Annotated in this window: 18 protein-coding genes; 8 read left to right on the top strand and 10 right to left on the bottom strand. The window is 73.1% G+C overall.

Going from position 1 to position 15,370, the window contains the following annotated elements; genetic code table 11:
- Positions 1 to 37 precede the first annotated feature (37 nt).
- Positions 38 to 1,180: an acyl-CoA dehydrogenase family protein gene (locus tag ACFVZH_RS06260; RefSeq protein ID WP_384893784.1), complete on the bottom strand. Its 1,143-nt coding sequence runs from the start codon at positions 1,178 to 1,180 to the stop codon at positions 38 to 40.
- On the bottom strand, positions 1,177 to 2,334 hold the full coding sequence (locus ACFVZH_RS06265) for a CaiB/BaiF CoA transferase family protein (RefSeq protein ID WP_384893786.1): 1,158 nt from the start codon (positions 2,332 to 2,334) through the stop codon (positions 1,177 to 1,179). Before ACFVZH_RS06265 ends, ACFVZH_RS06260 begins: the two co-directional genes overlap by 4 nt.
- Positions 2,335 to 2,514: 180 nt before the next feature.
- Here ACFVZH_RS06265 and ACFVZH_RS06270 point away from each other — a divergent pair, with 180 nt between their 5' ends.
- Positions 2,515 to 3,846, top strand: a complete 1,332-nt coding sequence (locus ACFVZH_RS06270) for a saccharopine dehydrogenase family protein (protein ID WP_384893787.1) — start codon at positions 2,515 to 2,517, stop codon at positions 3,844 to 3,846.
- Between the two features lie 76 nt (positions 3,847 to 3,922).
- On the opposite strand, the gene ACFVZH_RS06275 is transcribed toward ACFVZH_RS06270, so the two are convergent.
- The 3 genes from ACFVZH_RS06275 to ACFVZH_RS06285 form a co-directional block, all read right to left on the bottom strand.
- A complete protein-coding gene (locus ACFVZH_RS06275) occupies positions 3,923 to 4,294 on the bottom strand; it encodes a VOC family protein (RefSeq protein WP_384893789.1) in 372 nt (123 codons plus the stop codon).
- Positions 4,291 to 4,425 carry a morphogenic membrane protein MmpA gene (mmpA, locus tag ACFVZH_RS06280; RefSeq protein ID WP_384893791.1) on the bottom strand — a complete coding sequence of 45 codons (135 nt, stop codon included), beginning with the start codon at positions 4,423 to 4,425 and terminating at the stop codon, positions 4,291 to 4,293. The genes ACFVZH_RS06275 and mmpA overlap by 4 nt, the downstream gene beginning before the upstream one ends.
- Positions 4,426 to 4,536: 111 nt before the next feature.
- Complete coding sequence (locus tag ACFVZH_RS06285) at positions 4,537 to 5,232, bottom strand: endonuclease V (RefSeq protein ID WP_384893794.1); 696 nt, start codon at positions 5,230 to 5,232, stop codon at positions 4,537 to 4,539.
- Between the two features lie 94 nt (positions 5,233 to 5,326).
- Between ACFVZH_RS06285 and ACFVZH_RS06290 the strand changes: the two genes are divergently transcribed.
- On the top strand, positions 5,327 to 5,629 hold the full coding sequence (locus ACFVZH_RS06290; protein WP_384893796.1) for a YciI family protein: 303 nt from the start codon (positions 5,327 to 5,329) through the stop codon (positions 5,627 to 5,629).
- A gap of 22 nt (positions 5,630 to 5,651) precedes the next feature.
- On the opposite strand, the gene ACFVZH_RS06295 is transcribed toward ACFVZH_RS06290, so the two are convergent.
- Positions 5,652 to 6,725 carry a WD40/YVTN/BNR-like repeat-containing protein gene (locus ACFVZH_RS06295; RefSeq protein ID WP_384894271.1) on the bottom strand — a complete coding sequence of 358 codons (1,074 nt, stop codon included), beginning with the start codon at positions 6,723 to 6,725 and terminating at the stop codon, positions 5,652 to 5,654.
- Between the two features lie 142 nt (positions 6,726 to 6,867).
- On the opposite strand from ACFVZH_RS06295, the gene ACFVZH_RS06300 reads away from it, so the two are divergent.
- Together ACFVZH_RS06300 and ACFVZH_RS06305 are read left to right on the top strand one after the other, a co-directional pair.
- Positions 6,868 to 7,323, top strand: a complete 456-nt coding sequence (locus ACFVZH_RS06300) for a (4Fe-4S)-binding protein (protein WP_384894273.1) — start codon at positions 6,868 to 6,870, stop codon at positions 7,321 to 7,323.
- A gap of 143 nt (positions 7,324 to 7,466) precedes the next feature.
- On the top strand, positions 7,467 to 7,883 hold the full coding sequence (locus ACFVZH_RS06305) for an SsgA family sporulation/cell division regulator (protein WP_384893797.1): 417 nt from the start codon (positions 7,467 to 7,469) through the stop codon (positions 7,881 to 7,883).
- 76 nt (positions 7,884 to 7,959) lie between these two features.
- Here ACFVZH_RS06305 and ACFVZH_RS06310 read toward each other — a convergent pair whose 3' ends face one another.
- Positions 7,960 to 8,685, bottom strand: coding sequence for a hypothetical protein (locus ACFVZH_RS06310; RefSeq protein ID WP_384893799.1), 726 nt, complete (start codon positions 8,683 to 8,685; stop codon positions 7,960 to 7,962).
- 429 nt (positions 8,686 to 9,114) lie between these two features.
- Here ACFVZH_RS06310 and ACFVZH_RS06315 point away from each other — a divergent pair, with 429 nt between their 5' ends.
- Positions 9,115 to 10,758, top strand: coding sequence for an ABC-F family ATP-binding cassette domain-containing protein (locus tag ACFVZH_RS06315; protein ID WP_384893801.1), 1,644 nt, complete (start codon positions 9,115 to 9,117; stop codon positions 10,756 to 10,758).
- Here ACFVZH_RS06315 and ACFVZH_RS06320 read toward each other — a convergent pair.
- The gene (locus ACFVZH_RS06320) at positions 10,755 to 11,228 is read right to left on the bottom strand and encodes an ATP-binding protein (protein ID WP_384893803.1); all 474 of its coding nucleotides are present in this window, start codon (positions 11,226 to 11,228) and stop codon (positions 10,755 to 10,757) included. The two genes, ACFVZH_RS06315 and ACFVZH_RS06320, sit on opposite strands and share 4 nt — an antisense overlap.
- Positions 11,229 to 11,406: 178 nt before the next feature.
- On the opposite strand from ACFVZH_RS06320, the gene ACFVZH_RS06325 reads away from it, so the two are divergent.
- The 3 genes from ACFVZH_RS06325 (at position 11,407) to ACFVZH_RS06335 (ending at position 13,820) form a co-directional block, all read left to right on the top strand.
- Positions 11,407 to 12,258, top strand: coding sequence for a helix-turn-helix domain-containing protein (locus tag ACFVZH_RS06325; protein ID WP_384893805.1), 852 nt, complete (start codon positions 11,407 to 11,409; stop codon positions 12,256 to 12,258).
- A 9-nt stretch (positions 12,259 to 12,267) separates the two neighbouring features.
- Positions 12,268 to 12,504 (top strand): hypothetical protein, encoded by a 237-nt coding sequence (locus tag ACFVZH_RS06330; protein ID WP_384893807.1) that lies wholly within the window; start codon positions 12,268 to 12,270, stop codon positions 12,502 to 12,504.
- 341 nt (positions 12,505 to 12,845) lie between these two features.
- Positions 12,846 to 13,820, top strand: a complete 975-nt coding sequence (locus ACFVZH_RS06335) for an acyl-ACP desaturase (RefSeq protein WP_384893809.1) — start codon at positions 12,846 to 12,848, stop codon at positions 13,818 to 13,820.
- Positions 13,821 to 13,893: 73 nt separating this feature from the next.
- Here ACFVZH_RS06335 and ACFVZH_RS06340 read toward each other — a convergent pair whose 3' ends face one another.
- Both ACFVZH_RS06340 and ACFVZH_RS06345 read right to left on the bottom strand, forming a co-directional pair.
- A complete protein-coding gene (locus ACFVZH_RS06340; RefSeq protein WP_384893810.1) occupies positions 13,894 to 14,139 on the bottom strand; it encodes a WhiB family transcriptional regulator in 246 nt (81 codons plus the stop codon).
- A gap of 125 nt (positions 14,140 to 14,264) precedes the next feature.
- Positions 14,265 to 15,368 (bottom strand): LLM class flavin-dependent oxidoreductase, encoded by a 1,104-nt coding sequence (locus ACFVZH_RS06345; RefSeq protein ID WP_384893812.1) that lies wholly within the window; start codon positions 15,366 to 15,368, stop codon positions 14,265 to 14,267.
- Positions 15,369 to 15,370: the final 2 nt, after the last annotated feature.

The raw sequence follows: 15,370 nt of genomic DNA on the forward strand, positions 1-15,370 counted from the left end.
TTCGCGATGAGGGTGGGAGAAGACGGGCGGCGGGAGGTCAGCCGAGGAGAGACCGGCCGATGATCTCCTTCATGATCTCGGTGGTGCCGCCGTAGATGGTCTGGATGCGGCCGTCGGTGTAGGCACGCGCGACCGGGAATTCGCTCATGTAGCCGTATCCGCCGTGCAGTTGGAGGCAGCGGTCGGCGACGCGCTTCTGGAGTTCGGTCGCCCACCACTTGGCCATGGAGGCGTGTACGGCGTCCAGCGCGCCGCTCGCGTGCTCCTCGATGCAGCGGTCGACGAAGGTCCGGGTGACGGCGCACTCGGTGGCCATCTCGGCGATCTCGAAGCGGATGTGCTGGAGCTTGGCGAGCGGGCGGCCGAACGCCTCGCGCTCCTTGACGTACCGGGTGGTGAGCTCCAGGAGGTGTTCGGCCCCGGCGATGCCGGCGACGGCGATGGCGAGGCGCTCCTGGGCGAGGTTGGTCATCAGGTGGATGAAGGCGCCGTTGAGCTCGCCGAGCAGGTTCTCCTTGGGGACGCGGACGTCGCGGAAGAACAGTTCGGCGGTGTCCTGCGACTTCTGGCCGATCTTGTCGAGGTTCCGGCCGCGCTCGAAGCCCTCCGCGCCGCGCTCGACGACGAGCAGGGAGAGGCCGTGCGCGCCGCCGTCCGGGGTGGTGCGGGCGACGACGACCACGAGGTCGGCGAGGATGCCGTTGGAGATGAAGGTCTTGGAGCCGTTGAGGATCCAGTGGTCGCCGTGGTCCCCGGCGGTCGTGCGGATGCCCTGGAGGTCGGAGCCGGCGCCGGGTTCCGTCATGGCGATGGCGGTGACGGTCTCGCCGGAGCAGAAGCCGGGCAGCCAGCGCCGCTTCTGCTCCTCGGTGCCGAGCGAGGTGAGGTACGGGCCGATGATGTCGTTGTGCAGGCCGATGGCGAGTCCGGGCGCCCCGGCGCGGGTGAACTCCTCGGCGAGGACGGCGCCGTAGCGGAAGTCGGGGTTGCCGCCGCCGCCGTACTCCTCGTCGACGGCGATGCCGAGCAGACCCTGCCGTCCGGCGGCGAGCCAGACCTCGCGGGAGACGATGCCGTCCTTCTCCCACTGCGCGTAGTGGGGCAGCACCTCCTTCTCCAGGAAGGTGCGGACGACCGCGCGGAATGCCTCGTGGTCGGCGGTGTAGAGCTGGCGCTTCATGCTTCGGTCTCCAGGGTCTGGGTCGGGCTCTCCAGCGCGGGTACGGACCAGTCGCGGGCGACCTCGGCGGTGTCGGCGCCGGGCAGGGCGGGGCCCGTGCGGAGGGTGCCGGGCGTGGCGGAGAAGCGGGGTGCGGGGGCGGGCTGGGCGATGCCGTCCCGCTCGGTGAAGGTGGCGCGGGCGGCGAGGTGCGGGTGGGCCGGGGCCTCGCGCAGGGAGAGGACGGGGGCCACGCAGGCGTCGCTGCCGTCGAAGACGGCCGTCCACTCCTCGCGGGTACGGCTCCGGAAGCGGTCGGCGACGGCCTTGCGCAGTTCGGGCCAGCGGGCGAGGTCGCGGCGGGCGGGGGCGGCCTCCTCGACGCCGAGGAGGCGGACGAACTCCGCGTAGAACCGCTCCTCCAGGGCGCCGACCGCCATGTGGCCGCCGTCGGAGGTCTCGTAGACACCGTAGAAGGGGCAGCCGCCGTCGAGCAGGTTCACGCCCCGGCGGTCCTGCCAGCCGCCGGCCGCGAGCATGCCGTGGATCATGGTGGTGAGGTGCGCGGTCCCGTCGACGATGGCGGCGTCGACGACCTGGCCCTCGCCGTGCGCGCGGGCGTGCTGGAGGGCGGCGAGGACGCCGATGACGAGGTAGAGGGAGCCGCCGGCGTAGTCGCCGACGAGGTTGGCGGGGATGGTGGGCGGGCCGTCCGGGTCGGGGCCGATCATGCCGAGGGCGCCGGTGAGGGCGATGTAGCCGATGTCGTGGCCGGCGGTGTGGGCCAGCGGGCCGTCCTGGCCCCAGCCGGTCATCCGGCCGTAGACGAGGCGCGGGTTGCGGGCGAGGCAGGGCTCGGGGCCGACGCCGAGGCGCTCGGCGACGCCGGGGCGGTAGCCCTCGACGAGGACGTCGGCGCGGGCGACGAGGTCGAGCACGGTCGCGGGGCCGTCCTCGGCCTTGAGGTCGACGAGGACGGAGCGCTTGTTGCGGTTGGTGAGGTCGCGGGCCGGGTCGATGCCGAGTCCGGGGCCGCCGGGGCGGTCGACGCGGACGACGTCGGCGCCGAGGTCCGCGAGGAGCATGGCGGCGAAGGGCCCGGGGCCGATGCCGGCGAGTTCGACCACGCGCACCCCGGTGAGCGGGCCGTTCCCGGCGGTGTGCGTCGTGGTCATCGAGCCCCCAGGAGTATGTGACACCAATGATGTAACACCGGAGATGCTAGGAACGTGTTCCACTCGGCACAAGCCCCCCGGCCGAGCAAGCGCTTGGAAATTGCCCGCCGCCGACTTCCGCTATCCTCCGCCGACGACAACCGCGCACGGCGGCGCGGTACGGCCGAGACGAGGGGCTGGATGGACACAGGAGCGGACAGGGGACGCGAGGCCGGATCGGGACCGGAACCGGAGCACGGAGCCGGGGCCGGGGCCGGCGGCTCCAGGGCGGGCAGCTCCGGGGCCGACGGCTCCGGGGACGGGTCCACGGGTTCGGCGGCCGGGGCGGCGGCGGAGGCCGGGGCGAGGCCGTACGACGTGGTCCTCTTCGGGGCGACCGGGTTCGTGGGCGAGCTCACCGCGGAGTACCTGGCCGAGCACGCCCCTGAGGAGTGCCGCTGGGCGCTCGCGGGCCGCAACCGGGCGGCGCTCGCCGCCCTGCGGGACCGGCTCGCCGCCCGCTGGCCGCGCTGCGCCGATCTGCCGCTCGTCGTCGCCGACGCCGACGACGCGGACTCCCTGCGCGACCTCGCCGAGTCGACCCGGGTCGTGGCGACCACCGTCGGCCCCTACGTCTGGTACGGCGACGGACTCGTCGCCGCCTGCGCGGAGGCCGGCACGGACTGTGTGGACCTCACCGGCGAGGCCGAGTTCGTCGACCTGACGTACGTCCGGCACGACGCGCGCGCCCGGGAGACCGGCGCGCGGATCGTGCACGCCTGCGGCTTCGACTCCGTCCCGCACGACCTGGGCGTGTACTTCACCGTCCAGCAGCTCCCCGAGGGCGTGCCGCTGCGCGTCGACGGCTTCGTCCGGGCCGGGGCCGCCTTCTCCGGCGGCACCTTCGCCTCCGCGCTCACCGCGCTGGGCCGCGGCCGGGAGATGCTGCGCGCCGCGCACGAACGACACCTGTACGAACCGCGGTTGGTGGGCCGCCGGGCCCGCGCGCCGCTGGGTGCACCGCGGTTCAGCACCGAGACGGGCACCTGGGCGCTGCCGCTGCCGACGCTCGACCCGCAGATCGTGGCGCGCTCGGCCGCCGGCCTGGAGCGGTACGGGCCGGACTTCCGCTACCGGCACTACGCCTCCGTGAAGACGCTGCCGATGGCCCTCGGCGGCACGGCCGCCGTCGGCGCGAGCGTCGCCGCCGCCCAACTGCCGTCCGTACGCGGATGGCTGATGGAGCGCTACTCGGCGGGCGAGGGCCCTTCGGCGGAGCGGCGTGCCCGCAGCTGGTTCTCGGTGCGGTTCGTCGGCGAAGGCGGCGGGCGACGGGTCTTCACCGAGGTGTCGGGCGGCGACCCGGGATACGACGAGACGGCGAAGATGCTCGCCGAGTCCGCCCTCTGCCTCGCCTTCGACCCCCTGCCGAAGACCGCGGGCCAGGTCACCACGGCGGTCGCGATGGGCGACGCGCTCACCGCCCGGCTGCGCTCGGCGGGCATCCGATTCCGGGTGGCCCACCGGGGCTAGCCGGCGGCCGGGCCCCGCGGACCGGCGCCATCGGGGCCGGCCGGGGGCTCGGCCCCGCGGACCGGCGGGGCCGGGCTCAGAGCCGTACGAGGCGGAAGGGGTGACCGGCCGGGTCCGCGTAGACCCGCCAGGCCGGGTCGGCGCCCCCTCCGCCGAGCGGCGTCGCCCCGAGCGCGACGACGGCCTCCTCGGCCGCGCCCAGGTCGTCGACCCGCACGTCGACGTGGAACTGCTGCTCGGGCGCGCCCCAGACCGGCGGGCGGTGGTCGGCCACACTCTGGAACGCGAGTACGGGCCCTCCGTCGCCGCGCAGCACCACACACCCGTCGCCCACAGCCCACCGGGGATCCGGCCCCTCCACCTCACCGCCGACCAACCGTCGGTAGAACGCGGCGAGTTCACCGGCATCCGGGCAGTCGAGCACGACACACCACGCCCGCCCGATCACGCCAGCACCCAGGCCGCGACGACGTAGAGCATGGCGCAGACCCAGGCCGACGCGAGCATCCCGGCCGCGGCGAGGACAAGGGCGAGACCACGCCCGGCGGAACGCGGCGGTACGGAAAGGGGTGTTGTCATCCCCCCACCCTGCCGGGCGGGGCAACGGGCCCGATATCCGTACAGGTACTCAGCCGTACAGGTACTCAGGCGGCACGTGGTGCCCTCCTTCCCTGCGCTCCGCGGTCGTGCTCAGGCGTCGGCGCGTGCCTGTTCGAGGGCGCGGCGGCAGAGGGAGTCGGCGTGGCGGGTGGTTTCGGGGAGGCGGTAGCGGGGGGCGAGGTGGAGGGTGTGGGCGCAGGCGGTGGGGAGGGAGATGCGGTGGCCGACGGAGACGAAGACGGGTTTGACGCCGCTTCGGGTGCGCAGGGCACGGCCGACCTCCTCGCCGTCGGCGAGGAGGGGGGTGGTGTCGCCGCGGGCGTCGCCGGGCTGGTCGTAGGTGAAGGTGAAGGGGTTCTTGGCGACGCCGACGGAGGGCCGTCCGGTGAGGACGCCGAGGTGGCTGGCGAGGCCGAAGCGGCGAGGGTGGGCGAGGCCGTAGCCGTCGCAGACGAGGAGGCCGGGGTCGGCGGTGAGGGCGTCGAGCGCGGCCAGGACGGTGGGGATCTCGCGGAAGGCGAGGAGCCCGGGGACGTACGGGAAGGAGACCCGGCCGACTGCCGTGGCCTCCTCCACCACGTCGAGGGTCCGCGCGTCGAGGACGACGGCCGCGGCGGCGACGAGGTCGCGCTCGTCGTCGTACGCCACGTCGAGTCCGGTGACATGCCCCTCGCCCACCGCGGGCCCCGCCTCGTCGAGGAGGAGCCGCCCGCGCAGCTCCCGCTGGACGGCCAGGGCGGCGGTCTCGTCGGCGGGCCAGCCCGCCGGAATCCCGATGATCGTCATAGTGCAGTCACCCTACGGGCCCGGCTCGGGGGCCCGGTTCCGAGGACCGGAACGCCCCGGCGGTGTCCGGCCGGGGCCCGGTAGCCTGACGATCATGTTCGTACTGGAATTGACCTACACCGCCCCCGTCGAGCGGGTCGACGCCCTCCTCGCCGCGCACGTCGAGTGGCTCGACGCGCGGTACGCCGAGGGCGTGTTCCTCGCCTCGGGCCGGAAGAACCCGCGGGACGGCGGGGTGATCCTGGCCGCCGGGGTCGACCGCGCGGAGATCGAGAGGATCGCGGCGGCCGACCCGTTCAGCGTCGAGGGCGTCTGCGCGTACCGGATCACGGAGTTCTACGCGACCAAGACGGCCGACGGCATCGCCGCGTACCGGGAGCAGCTGCCCGCCCAGTAGCCCCCGGTCCGGCGGAGCCGGGTCAGCGGCGGGTCAGGCGGGCGATCCTGCCCTTCTCGCCGGAGGCCCAGCAGGAGCCGTCGGCGGTGCAGTCCACCGTGTCGTACGAGCCGGTGTCGACGGTCCGCCAGGTGCGGCCGCCGTCGGTGGTCAGGTCCGTTCCGGTCGGGCCGACGGCGAGGGCGGCCGACTTGCCGTGCGGGAGCCAGGCGACGCCGGAGCGGTAGGCGGGCGGCGGCGCGGCCGAGGGGCGCCAGGTGCGGCCCGCGTCGGCGGTGACGGCGCCGGCCTGCGGGGACGGCTGGTCCTTGCGGTAGTCGCCGCCGACGGCGATGCCGTGCGTGCGGTCGCGGAAGGCGAGTCCGAAGACGCCCTTGGCGGGGTCGCCGGCCGGGATCGGCGTGGTGGTGGCGGTCCAGGTCAGCCCCCGGTCGGCGGAGTGCAGGACGCGGGCCGTGGCCCCGCCGCCCGTCGCGAGCCAGACGTCCCGGGGGCCGGCCGAGACCAGGCACTGGCCGCTCGCCGCGAATCCGGCCTCGCCGGGGAGCGCGTCCGGCATGCCGCCGGTCGGCAGTACCTGCCAGGAGCGGCCGCCGTCGCGGGTGGAGAGGATGCGGTACTTCCCGTCGACCGGGTCGCTCATGGCGAGTCCGTGGCGGCGGTCGAAGAAGGTCATGCAGTCGTAGAAGGCGTGCGGATCGGTGTTGCGGAAGGACTCGGTCCAGGTGGCGCCGCCGTCCTCGGTGCGCAGCACCCGCGACGCCTCGCCCTCGCCGATGGCCAGGACGACGGCCCGGCGGGCGTCGAACGCCTCCACGTCGCGGAACTCCAGCTCGCCCGCGCCGGCCGGCGAGACGTTGCGCCAGCTCCGGCCGCCGTCGGTGGTGCGCAGCACCGTTCCCCGGGAGCCGGCGGCCCAGGCGGTGGAGCGGTCGACCGCGGCGAGCCCGCGGAAGCGGGCGTCGGTGCCGGTCGGTGTCAGTTGCCAGCCGGCCGCGGCCGTGGGGGTCTCCCCGGCGCGCGCGGGTGCCGCGAGGGTGAGCGCGAGCGCCGCCCCGATCAGCCCCACCGACATCATTCGTCTCGTCTTCCCCATGGACGTCATGGCGCCGGAAGCTAGTGCCCCGGGCCGGTCCCCGTCCAGGGTGCGTCCCGCGCCGGGCGTTCCTAGGCTGGATCCCATGACCGACCGTACGGGCGAGGCGCCGGTGGCCCCGGGGGAGCCGGGGCGCGAAGAGATGCCGGGCACAGAGGCGGAGAATCCCAAGCTCAAGGAGTACGAGGGCGAGGGCATCACCGTCACGTTCGAGCCGCGCCGCTGTCTGCACGCGGCCGAGTGCGTCCACGGCCTGCCGCAGGTCTTCGACCTGTCCCGGCGCCCCTGGGTACTGCCCGACGCGGCCGAAACCGGTCTGGTCGAGCAGGTGATCCACCGTTGTCCCTCCGGGGCGCTCCAGTACCACCACCGTCCGGCGGAGGGCTCCGCCGAACCGCCCGAATCCCCCACCACCGTGCGCCGCACCCCGTCCGGGCAGCTGGTGCTCCGCGGCGACCTGCTCGTGACCGGGCCGCACGGGGACCGGCACGAGACGCGGGTGATGCTCTGCGGCTGCGGAGCCTCGGGGAACCAGCCGTACTGCGACCACTCCGGCCCGTGCGCCGAACCGGACGACGACGTCGCCGACGAGCGGTGATGCCGCCCCGCCGCCCGGCGGTGACACAGCTCACGTAGGACCGGAGTGCACGTTCCGGCCGTCCCGCTCGTCCTTCCTGGTGTCAGGTGCCCTGGTGTCGGGGAGACGCTCAGGATCCGAAGCCCGCGTGAGAGGAGACGGCCGTGCCCGCCGTCATCGAACAGTCCCTCCAGGCCCGTCTGGTCGCATCCGCTCCCCGTATGGAGACCGTGCCCGCCACCCTGCGCTACGACCGCGGGGACCCCTACGCCGTCAGCATGGCCTTCCCGCCGCCGGCGACGCTGGAGGGCGTCGAGGTGTCGTGGGCGTTCGCCCGCGACCTGCTCGTCCAGGGTGTCGAGCGGCCCGCCGGCGTCGGGGACGTACGCCTGCGCCCGTACGGGTACGACCGGACCGTCGTCGAGTTCCACGCCCCCGAGGGGGTCGCCATGGTCCATGTCCGAACCTCGGAGCTGCGCCGTTTCCTGGAGCGGTCGGAGCACCTGGTGCCGGCCGGGCGCGAGCACCAGTACCTGGACTGGGACCAGGATCTGGCGGAGCTGCTGCGCGAGCGCCCGTAACGGCGGCGCTCGGCGGCGGCCCGCGCGCGAGGCCGCTCCGGCCGGCGGTGTCGTCGGCGGGCCGAACCGATCGTCGTCAGTTCGTACTGATGCCGGGACCCCTGGCGAGCACCACGGCGGTGGTGTCGTCGCGATAGCCCTCCGAGTCCCCCCGTGCCGCCGCGACCAGCGCGTCGGCCAGGACCTGGGGCTCGGATCCGTGACTGCGGCACAGGGCCTCGACGGTGTTCAGGCCGACATGGTCGGGGACGCCGTCCGAGACGAGCAGGACCAGACCGACCTCTTCGGGGATCTCCACCTGCCGGCACGTCGCCGCCGACGCCTTGGCGAGGCCGAGCCTCGACCAGTTGTCGTGGTTCTCCGCGATCTCCACGGGAACCCCGCCGTTGACCCGCAGCCATTCACCCATCGTCTGGTCGGTACTCCACTGGGTGAGCGCGGTCCCGTCCCACCCGTACGCCCGGCAGTCGCCGATCCAGTGCACCACCGTGGGCACGCCCGGCCGCATGCAGGCGAAGACGGCGGAGGCGTGCGGGGGCTGCTCGTACGCCTTCGCCATCTGGCCGGCGGTCATCAGGGCGGCCAGCCCGTCCAGGGACATCCCCAGATGGGTGATGACGGCCGGAGCGATGCGCGCGTACCGGACGGTGTCCGCACGGTGCCCGGCGCCGTCCACGACCGCCGCGCACACCTCGTCGCCCCGCCGCTGGACGTCGACGCCGTCCGCGCACGGGGGGTTCGTGCCGGGACGCTGCGCCACTCCCACGCCCACGGCCCCGGTGTCCTTCACTGCCTGGTTCATCGGTCTCTTTCCTGGAGGGATGCCACTCGGCCGGAGTGGTTCCTCGGTGCCGCCGGCGGGCCGCCTCATCGGCCCGGTGGCGGGGTGCCCGACCCTAGCGGGATGCGTGCCCGGCGTGGCGACGACCGGCACCGGGTGGGCCCGGCCCCACCGGACCGGCTGTCTCCTTTCCATCGTTCGCCGTCCGCCCGGTCCCGTTTTAATCGTTTGCCGTCCGCCCGGTCCCGGTCGTAGCGTCGTTGACGGACCTGTTGTCACCTGATCGGAGAAGGACGTTGCTCGTCTGAGGTTGCGAGACACCGAGCCGCGCGTGCCCCCTGTGCCGCGTGTGCCGTTCTCGACCTCGGCGTACGAGCCGTTCGTTCCGACTGCCCGCGCCCCGGTGTCTCTCGCGTTGCCCCATTCCACGCTCGCGACCGGGAGGCCCCCATGGCGCATCACCCCACCTTCATCACCTGCTCCTCTCTCTCCTTCTCCTGGCCGGACGGCACCGAGGTCCTCGACGACTTCCGGCTCGCGGTCGGCCCCGGCCGCACCGGGCTCGTCGGCCTCAACGGCTCCGGCAAGTCCACGCTCCTGAAACTGATCGCCGGTGAGCTGAAGCCGGTCTCCGGCACGGTCCAGATCACCGGGGAGCTCGGCTACCTCCCGCAGAACCTGGTGCTCGACACCTCGCGGCGGGTGGACGAGATCCTCGGCATCGCCGAGAAGCGGACCGCCCTGCACGCCATCGAGGCGGGCGACCCCTCGGAGGAGCACTTCACCGCCCTCGCCGACGACTGGGACGTCGAGGAGCGGGCCCGGGCCACGCTCGACCAGCTCGGGCTGGACGGCGTCGGTCTCGACCGGACCGTCGGCGAGGTGTCGGGCGGCGAGTCCGTCCTGCTGCGCCTCGCCGCGCTGCTGCTCGCCCGGCCGGACGTCCTGCTGCTCGACGAGCCGACCAACAACCTGGACCGGCACGCCCGCGGCCGGCTGTACGAGGCCGTGCGGAACTGGTCCGGTGTCCTGGTCGTGGTGAGTCACGACCGTGAACTCCTGGAGCTCGTCGACCAGATCGCCGATCTGCGGGACGGCTCGGTCACCTGGTACGGCGGCACCTGGTCCGCGTACGAGACGGCGCTCGCCGCCGAACAGGAGGCGGCGGAGCGGATGGTACGGGTCGCCGAGGCGGACGTGCAGCGCCAGAAGCGCGAACTCTCCGACGCCCAGACGAAGCTGGCGCGGCGCAAGAGGTTCGGCCAGAAGAGCTACGAGAACAAGGTCGTCCCGAAGATCGTGGCGAACGGGCGCAGAAGCGATGCCCAGGTCGCCGCGGGCAAGCACCGCACGCTGCACACCGAGCGCCTCTCGGAGGCCCGGGAACGGCTCGACGCCGCGGTGGAGGCGGTGCGGGACGACGACGAGATCCGCGTCGAGCTGCCCCGCACCTCGGTGCCGCCGGGGCGCGAGGTGCTGCACCTGCGGGAGCTGGAGATGCGGTACGGGGCCCGGGTCGCGGGCGAGTTCGAACTGCGCGGTCCGGAGCGCATCGCGCTGGTCGGCCGCAACGGGGCCGGGAAGACGACGCTGCTCCGGACGATCGCCGGCGAGGTGGAGCCGCTGTCGGGCGAGGCGGAGGCACGGGTGCCGCTCCGCTTCCTGCCGCAGCGGCTCGACGTGCTCGACGACGGGCTGAGCGTGGTGGAGAACGTGGCCCGCTTCGCGCCCACGGCGACGGGGAACGCGATCAGGGCGAGGCTGGCACGGTTTCTGTTCCGGGGGGCGCGGGCGGACAGGCCCGTGGGCACCCTGTCCGGCGGGGAGCGGTTCCGGGCGACGCTCGCGGCGCTGCTCCTGGCGGAGCCGGCTCCGCAGCTGCTGATGCTGGACGAGCCGACGAACAACCTGGACATGGCGTCGGTGCGGAAGCTGACGGCGGCCCTCGACGCGTACGAAGGGGCGCTGATCGTGGCGAGCCACGACGTGACGTTTCTGGAGTCGCTGGGGATCACCCGGTGGCTGCTGCTCGACGGTGAGCTGCGGCCGACGACGGCGGAGGAGGTACGGGGGACGGTGGCCGCGGAGCGCTAGCGGTGGAGTAACGCCCAGGACTTGGTGCCGCCGCCGGGCGAGAGGACGGGGGTGAGCCCCCAGTCCCCGCCGTGTGCCTCGACCGCCGCTGCCAGCAGCCACATGCTGCGGCTGCGGCGGTCTCTGCATTCCTCGGCCGCGGCGGGCGCGGCATGGGCCGGATGCTGGTCGTAGAGCACGATCCGCAGCGCCTCGTACTGCCAGCGGACGCGCAGGATCATCTCCCGGTCGGGGGTGAACCGGTAGGCGGCGGCGACGAGTTCGGATGCGGCGAGGGCGGCGGTCTCGCAGAGGTCGGACAGGCCGTGCCGGGTCAGGAGCGTGGTGACGGATTCGCGCGCGAGTCCGGCGCAGTAGGCGCCTCCGGGAAGGAGTAACGAGTAGCTGAGGTTCTCGGTGGCGGGAGGTATGGGCCCGGCCGCGACGGCGGTCGGGAGGCAACGCAGGGCGCCCTTCATCGGGTTGCTCACATTTCCTGTGCATGGGGGGTACCTGCACACGGTCACCGTAGCCCCGTGTGAGACTTGCGCTACCGACCGTAGCCTACGAGCGGAGCACAGTGCTACTACTTGCAGGTACTCATGCCATTTCGGCCATATCGACGCCCCACCGTGCCGTCGTGGTCACGGACTGAAGGGAAGACGGACGGTGCCACCCAGGAGCAGCCCGACCGCACGACAACAGCGACTCGGGAGCGAACTGCGCAAACTGCGCGAACAGTCGGGCATGTCGGCCCAGCAGGCCGCCGCCCTCCTGGGCGTCGACCGCACCCGCATCCCGCACATCGAGGCCGGCCGCTTCGGCATCAGCGCCGAACGCGTCCGCACCCTCGCCTTCAACTACGGCTGCCCGGACACCGCACTCGTCGACCTGCTCGCCGCGATGGCCCAGGAGCGCGACCGGGGCTGGTGGGAGGGACACCGCGGACTACTGCCGCCCGCCCTCATCGACATCGCCGAACTCGAATTCCACGCGGCCGAGTTGAGCACCTCCGTCACCACCCACATCCCCGGCCTGCTGCAGACCGAGGAGCACGCCCGCGCCGTCTTCGACACGGCCGTCCCACCGCTGCCCGAACCCGACCTGGAAGCCCGGCTCGCACTGCGGCTGCGCCGGCAGGAGGTGCTGGACCGGGACCGGCCCGTGCGGTACGCGGCGGTGATCCACGAGGCGGCGCTGCGCATGCAGTTCGGCGGACCGAAGGTCACGCGGAACCAGCTGGAGCGCATACTGGCGCACACCGACCGGGACACCGTCTCCGTCCGCGTCATCCCCTTCGCGGCGGGGGGTTTCCCCGGGGCGGGCCAGTCGTTCACCTATGTGTCCGCGCCCGTGCCGCAGCTCGACACCGTGCAGCTCGACTCCTCCCACGGCTCACTCCTCCTCGACACCTACATGCAACTGCGTCGATACCGCGGCCTGTTGGACCGACTGCGCGGGCTCTCCCTGCCCGCGGAGGAATCCCGCGCGCTCATCCGCACCATCGCCCAGGATCTGTGAGAGGCCCCCATGAACGTCACCACCGAAGTCGTCCCCGCCACCCCCTCCCGCGGCGCCGCCGCGATCGACTGGAGCGATGCCTTCTGCAGCGAGGGCGCCAACTGCTTCCGGTTCGGACTCGACGACTCCGGCCGGGCCTACATCGGCTCGACGCTCCGCCCCGGCGAGTACGTCAGCGACTCGGTGGAGGCGCTGCGGGCGCTGATCTCCGCGGTGAAGGCCGGCGCGGCCGACCACCTGCTGTGAGCCGCGCGCCGTCCGCCGCGCGCCACGCCCGGCCCGCGGAGCGCCGCACGCCGTCTCGCCCTGCCGCGCCCGCCGCCCTCGCGCTCCCGGCCGCGCGCCGCCGTGAGCCGCTCTGAGCCGTCGAGCGCCTGCGCTGCGTAGTCGACCCGGTGGCCGGTGACCGGCCCACCCGACGTGACCTGCGTCTCCGGCACCCCACCCGAGCAGCGCACATAACGGAACGTAACCGGACATCGCCGGGACGGGCTTGGCCGACGCCTTACGGAGCCTTAACCTACGGTCTCGTAACCTACGAATCCGTAGGTACGCCCGTTTGCCCCTCTCCGTCCCCAGGAGTCCCCGTGACGCTCACCTCTCCCTCCCTCGGCAGCTCGGCAGGGTGGACCGACGCACGGCTGCTCTACGCACTGGAAGAGGTCGTGGAGACGGAGCTCAACCGGCACCTCAAGGTCACCAAGGACTGGATGCCGCACGAGTACGTGCCCTGGTCCGACGGCCGCAACTTCCCCGGCTTCTTCGAGGACGGCGAGGCATGGGACCCGGCGCAGTCCAAGGTGACGGACATCGGCAAGATCGCCCTCGTCGTCAACCTGCTCACCGAGGACAACCTCCCGAGCTACCACCACGAGATCGCCAGCCTCTTCGGCCGCGACGGCGCCTGGGGCACCTGGGTGCACCGCTGGACCGCCGAGGAAGGCCGGCACGGCATCGTGATGCGCGACTACCTCCTCGCCTCGCGCGCCGTCGACCCGGACAAGCTGGAGCAGTTCCGGATGTCGCACATGAGCGAGGGCTTCGAGTCCGACAACCGGCACTCGATGCTGCACTCCGTGGCGTACGTCGCCTTCCAGGAGCTCGCGACCCGCATCTCGCACCGCAACACCGGCCACCAGTCCGGCGACCCGGTCTGCGACCGCATGCTCGCCCGCATCGCCACCGACGAGAACCTGCACATGGTCTTCTACCGCAACCTGCTGGGCGCGGCCTTCGAGATGGCCCCCGACCTGACCATGCAGGCCGTGCGCGACGTCGTGGTCAACTTCCGCATGCCCGGACACGGCATGCCGGGCTTCGAGCGGGCGGCGGCGCAGATGGCGATCGGCGAGATCTACAACATGCGCATCCACCACGACGACGTCCTCCAGCCCGTCCTCCGCTTCCTCAAGGTCCTCCAGATCGACGGCCTCGGCCCCGACGGCCTGCGCGCCCAGGAGGAACTGGGTCTCTACATGAACGGTCTGGACAGCGAAGCCAGCAAGTTCGACGAGAAGCTCGCGGCCCGCAAGGCCCGTATGGCGGCCCGAGCCGCCGGCTGAGCCCACCCGCCGAGCCCCACGCCCGGGGCCGAGCGGCCGAGCACCACGCGGCGGGCCCCTGCCCGCCGCGTCCTCAGCCCCGCCCGCGCTTCAGCCGGAACCGCTCCTTCTCCGAGAGCCCGCCCCACACGCCGAAACGCTCGTCGTGCGTGAGCGCGTACTCCAGGCAGGCCACGCGCCCCTCACAGGCGCCGCACAGCTGCTTCGCCTCGCGGGTCGAGGACCCCGGCGCCGGAAAGAAGAACTCCGGGCCGGCCTGGGCGCACAGCGCGTTCTCCTGCCAGGTCATGTCGGGCTCCGGTGCGGTCAGTACGCTCATGTCGGTCTGCATGCCGTACACGCTGCCGCAGGGTCGTAAACGAGCCATCAACGTTCGATCAATGCGGCGCGCCGAAAGGGTTCGCACGCGGTCACCGGCTCCTCACCGAGCGCACTCCGAACCCCTCAGGGGGTGACGCCGAGGGCCGGGAGGACCGTCTCGGCGACCCGGTACGCCTCTTCGAGGAGGGGGTTGCCGGAGAGGATGAACGTGTCCACGCCGAGGTCCTGGTATTCCTTGAGGCGGTCGACCACCTGGGCCGTCGAGCCGACGACGGCTGTTCCGGGGCCGGGGCGGAAGAGGCTCATGCCGGGCCAGAGGTTGGGGTGGGTCTCCAGTTCGCGGGCGCGGGCGGGCACGCGGCCGCCGTGCTGGCGGAATTGGCGCTGCCAGCCGACGCCGTCCTCGCCGGTGCGTTCGCCGAGCTGTCGGGCGTAGGTGGCCTCGCTGGTGACGTCGAGGAGCCGGTCGGCCGCCGCCCATGCCTCGTCCTCGGTGTCGCGGACGATGAGGTGGAGGCGCAGGCCGATGCGGAGGGTGCGGCCGTGGGCGGCGGCACGTGCCCGGACGTGGTCGAGCTTCTCCTTCAGCAGCGCCGGGGGTTCGCCCCAGGTGAGGTAGACGTCGACGTGTTCGGCGGCCATCTCGATGCCGGGCGCGGACGAACCGCCGAACCACAGCGGGATGTGCGGTTCCTGCACGGGCCGCAGGTCCCGGAAGGAGGCGCCGGCGTCCTTGAGGTCGTAGAAGCGCCCCTTGTGGTCGAAGACCTCGCCCGCCGTGAGGCGCTTGACGATCGACCAGTACTCGGCGCTGAGCGCGTACCGCTCGTCGTGCTCGACGTGGAGGCCGTACTCGCGCAGGGCGTTCGTGGAGCCGTTGACGACGTTGAACCGGAGCCGCCCGCCGAAGAGGTTGTCGAAGCTCAGGGCCATCTTGGCGAGCAGGGTGGGCGCGATCAGACCGGGGTGGACGGCGAGAAGCGGCTTGAAGCGGGTGCTCGTGGCGGCCGCGAGCGCGGAGCCCAGCGGCCACACGTCGTAGAGGTCGGTGGCGAGCAGCGCGCCGGTGTAGCCGAGGCGCTCCACGGTGCCGGCGAGGTGGGTGAGGTAGCCGAGGTCGACGGGGCGGCGGCCCGCCGGCTCCCACGGGTAGGCGCCTTCGCGCGGGATGACGTACCAGAGGACTTCGGGTGCCGAGGTGGACGCCGGGGCGTTCTGCGGGGCCATGG

This window comes from Streptomyces sp. NPDC059534, assembly GCF_042743475.1.
Taxonomy (GTDB): domain Bacteria; phylum Actinomycetota; class Actinomycetes; order Streptomycetales; family Streptomycetaceae; genus Streptomyces.

Excerpts from the sequence above, each read along its gene's own strand:
- ACFVZH_RS06315 (WP_384893801.1), top strand. The coding sequence starts at position 9,115 with ATGGCGCATCACCCCACCTTCATCACCTGCTCCTCTCTCTCCTTCTCC.
- ACFVZH_RS06290 (WP_384893796.1), top strand. The coding sequence starts at position 5,327 with ATGTTCGTACTGGAATTGACCTACACCGCCCCCGTCGAGCGGGTCGAC.
- ACFVZH_RS06330 (WP_384893807.1), top strand. The coding sequence starts at position 12,268 with ATGAACGTCACCACCGAAGTCGTCCCCGCCACCCCCTCCCGCGGCGCC.
- ACFVZH_RS06265 (WP_384893786.1), bottom strand. The coding sequence starts at position 2,334 with ATGACCACGACGCACACCGCCGGGAACGGCCCGCTCACCGGGGTGCGC.
- ACFVZH_RS06310 (WP_384893799.1), bottom strand. The coding sequence starts at position 8,685 with ATGAACCAGGCAGTGAAGGACACCGGGGCCGTGGGCGTGGGAGTGGCG.
- ACFVZH_RS06270 (WP_384893787.1), top strand. The coding sequence starts at position 2,515 with ATGGACACAGGAGCGGACAGGGGACGCGAGGCCGGATCGGGACCGGAA.
- ACFVZH_RS06295 (WP_384894271.1), bottom strand. The coding sequence starts at position 6,725 with ATGGGGAAGACGAGACGAATGATGTCGGTGGGGCTGATCGGGGCGGCG.
- ACFVZH_RS06285 (WP_384893794.1), bottom strand. The coding sequence starts at position 5,232 with ATGACGATCATCGGGATTCCGGCGGGCTGGCCCGCCGACGAGACCGCC.
- mmpA (WP_384893791.1), bottom strand. The coding sequence starts at position 4,425 with ATGACAACACCCCTTTCCGTACCGCCGCGTTCCGCCGGGCGTGGTCTC.
- ACFVZH_RS06340 (WP_384893810.1), bottom strand. The coding sequence starts at position 14,139 with ATGAGCGTACTGACCGCACCGGAGCCCGACATGACCTGGCAGGAGAAC.
- ACFVZH_RS06300 (WP_384894273.1), top strand. The coding sequence starts at position 6,868 with ATGCCGGGCACAGAGGCGGAGAATCCCAAGCTCAAGGAGTACGAGGGC.
- ACFVZH_RS06260 (WP_384893784.1), bottom strand. The coding sequence starts at position 1,180 with ATGAAGCGCCAGCTCTACACCGCCGACCACGAGGCATTCCGCGCGGTC.
- ACFVZH_RS06345 (WP_384893812.1), bottom strand. The coding sequence starts at position 15,368 with ATGGCCCCGCAGAACGCCCCGGCGTCCACCTCGGCACCCGAAGTCCTC.